The 3229-nt window shown below is 57.8% G+C and carries 3 protein-coding genes; 1 reads left to right on the plus strand and 2 read right to left on the minus strand.

Translation table 11 applies throughout. The features are described from left to right. Positions 1-151: 151 nt before the first annotated feature. Complete coding sequence (locus NW856_RS05370) at positions 152-1228, plus strand: VOC family protein (RefSeq protein ID WP_414399436.1); 1077 nt, start codon at positions 152-154, stop codon at positions 1226-1228. Positions 1229-1347: 119 nt separating this feature from the next. Here the strand turns inward: NW856_RS05370 and NW856_RS05375 are convergent, their stop codons facing one another. Together NW856_RS05375 and NW856_RS05380 are read right to left on the minus strand one after the other, a co-directional pair. Then, positions 1348-1713 (minus strand): response regulator, encoded by a 366-nt coding sequence (locus NW856_RS05375; RefSeq protein ID WP_414355726.1) that lies wholly within the window; start codon positions 1711-1713, stop codon positions 1348-1350. 291 nt (positions 1714-2004) lie between these two features. Beyond that, complete coding sequence (locus NW856_RS05380; protein ID WP_414399437.1) at positions 2005-2952, minus strand: NAD(P)H-dependent glycerol-3-phosphate dehydrogenase; 948 nt, start codon at positions 2950-2952, stop codon at positions 2005-2007. Positions 2953-3229: the final 277 nt, after the last annotated feature.

Here is a 3229-nt window from a genome sequence, read left to right on the forward strand (position 1 = left end):
TTTTTTAATGCTGTTTTAATATCTTCTTAACGTTGTTTTACGCTTTTCCATCGGCAAATGGCGGGCCTATGCTGAGGTAGGACGGCCCAGGTCGTCTGTTGCCGTGAGAACGTCAGGACACTCGACGTTCGCGTTAGCAGTGCTTTGCTCTATGAACCAGTCCAATCGAATCGTCCAAGGGATCCATCACCTGCACTTCTATCTTTGGGATCTGCCCCGTTGGCAGGAACACTTTTGTCAGGTTTGGGGCTTCCGAATGGAAGGACAGCTCGGCAGTACCCTCTGTCTGCGTCAGGGATCCCTGCGCTTGCGCCTATCTCAGCCGGCTCACGCCGGGGATGAGGTGGATCGCTATTTGCAGCAACATTCGCCTGGGGTGGTGGATGTGGCCTTGGCGGTGGAGGAGCAAGAGCTGTTGGGCTTGGCAGAGCTTTTGCAGAGGCGAGGAGCCCAAGTGGAGTGGATCCCGGCAGAAGACGAAGGCTGCCCTGCTCTGTGCCTGCGCACTCCTTATGGACTCAGGCATTCTTTGATCCCCAGCTCAGGGATCCCCGATTCAGCCCCTGCTGAGGAGAACCTGTTTTCCCACTGGGATCACCTGGTATTGAACGTGGAGCAGGGATCCCTGCAGGCAGCGGCAGATTGGTATGGGCAGGTGCTGGGTTGGCGGTCTCTGTATCGCTATAGCATCCGCACCAACACCTCTGGCCTAGAAAGTGTGGTGGTGGGAGATCCTGAAGCCGGGATCCAGTTGGCCATCAACGAGCCCACCTGTGCCGCTTCCCAGATCCAGGAGTTTTTGGATGCCCATCATGGCCCTGGCCTGCAACATGCGGCGTTGCACAGCTCAGATGTCTTCGCCAGTGTGCGCCGGCTGCGACAGGGAGGCGTAAACTTTCTGCAGGTGCCACCGGAGTACTACACAAACCTGGCAAGGGAGCTGGCCTCTGGAGCAGTACTCCCTTCTGGTGGGTTGCCCACCATCTCCTGGCACGACTTGGTGGAGCAGCAGCTCCTTTTGGATACCACCTTGCCTGCCTCTGATTCCCGACACCCCCCCCTGTTGTTGCAAACCTTCACTCAGCCTCTGTTTGGCCGGCCCACGTTTTTTTTCGAGGTCATCCAACGGTTGGGTGGAGCCACAGGCTTTGGCGAAGCCAACTTTCAAGCCCTGTTTGAAGCTCTAGAACGCCAACAGCGACAACGGCAGAAGGCTCGGGCCTGTTAACACCCTCATCAACGCTCTGGGGATCCGGTGGGAGCACTAGGGGAATGTCTCCAGTTCAATCAACACAACTGCACCCAGAGTTTCCAGCCGACCGTTCGGGTATGCGGAAGGCGGTCAACTCAAGACAATTGGGCAGCAACGGCTTTCAACAGGTGTTTTTGGTCAACGGGCTTCGTCAAATAGGCATCGGAGCCAAAGCATAACCCCTGTTCAATCTCTTCGGGAGAGATTTTCGAGGAGAGAAAGACAAAGGGGATGTGAGCCGTGGACTGATCCCATCTCAGAGCATCCAGCACCCCATAGCCGTTCAGCTTGGGCATCACCACATCGCACAACACCAAGTCCGGCATCAGCGTGCGCACCATCTGCAAACCCTCCTCTCCATCGGTGGCCGCCACCGCGTCGTACCCCGCTCTTTGCAACACCTTCTGCAGGTAGGTACGGATGGAGGGTTCGTCTTCAATCACCAAGATGCGTTTGGACATAACTTTGTAAAAAAGCAAGCAAAAACCCAGCCCAGCCTGTCGGGCCCACTATCCACTTCCCGGAGCAACAGAGATCCGAGTTGATGCAGGAGCAAGTAAAAGAACTATAGGGGCAGTGTAGGGAAACCCTGAGGAAAAAAACTCCGCCAAATCGCTCATTCTGGGATCCCACGGCTCTGCAAAAATCCTGGTAGCGTGAGGGACAACTTTCCTTGTCCGTAGATTTGCGGTTATGCCAGGTAGCCCAAACTCCTCTCCTCCTTTGGGAGAGGGGCCGGGGGGGAGGGCAGCCTATTCTGAGGTCAGTTGTCGTTCCATCAGGCGGGCGAGAGCGGCGGTGGGAGTGGTCTGCCCTTGCAGCAACTGGTGAACCTCTTGAGTAATGGGCACGGGGATCCCGTGTTGGGCGGCAATTTTTACAACGACCGGAGCTGTGTAAACGCCCTCGGCAGTACCCTCCATTTCGGCCAAAATCTGCGACAAAGGCTTGCCCTGGCCCAGCCCGTAGCCCACCCGGTAGTTGCGACTGAGGGAACTGTGACAGGTGGCCAGCAGATCCCCCAACCCCGACAGGCCGTTGAAGGTTTCTGCCCGTGCCCCCAGCTTGGATCCCACCCGGATCATCTCTGCCAGGCCGCGGGTAACCAGAGCCGCACGGGCATTGGCCCCCAGTTGCAAGCCATCACACACGCCAACAGCGATGGCAATGACATTTTTCAGAGTGCCACCCAGCTCCACCCCCAACGGGTCACTGCTGGTGTAGAGGCGGAACCGCTCCGAGGAAAGGGCATACTGCACCTGCACAGCGGCCCAGGGATCCCGGCTGGCCACCACTGCCGCTGCCGGCAAGCCTTGGCGGATCTCCGCCGAAAGATTAGGCCCCGAAAGCACCACCAGGGGCTGCTCCGGGAAGGTGGCCCCCCAAATTTGGGTAGGGGTCAGAAGCTGCAGTGGATCCAACCCTTTGGTGGCCGAGACCAAAATTGCCTGCGGCGGGATCCCCACTTGGCGCACCGCTTCCACCACAGGGCGTACCCCCGCCATAGAGACGGCTGAGATGAGGATTTGGGATCCCTGGAGCACTTCTGCCAAATCCAGGCCCTTGCGGCGATTCCAAACCCGCACCCGGTGCCCTTGCCCCTGAGCCAGCATCGCCAGGGTACTTCCCCAAGCCCCGGCTCCCAAAATAGCAACACTTTGAGGAGATGTTGGGCTGTGGCCTTCTGCGTTAGTGTTCATCCGACCTTTCCACCCGCAGACTTCTTTTAAGCTTTCCTCGTGAGATGCCTCTCAAAAAACCTGCACCGGCGAAGGGAAGACCAACGGCAAAGGTTAGTATGGGTGGATACCAAATCATGGGTTAGCTCGAGAGCAGACGACATGGCAGAAGCAGGGATCCCCCGTCTTCCTCCTGAGGTAGCCGCCAAGATGGGAACCTGGCAGCACGGCTATGCCCTTACCAATGGCATTCAACTGCACTATGTCACCCAAGGGGAAGGGGAGCTGGCGATCTTGT

Source organism: Synechococcus sp. R3-13, assembly GCF_047462195.1.
In the GTDB taxonomy this organism is placed as follows: Bacteria; Cyanobacteriota; Cyanobacteriia; order Thermostichales; family Thermostichaceae; genus Thermostichus.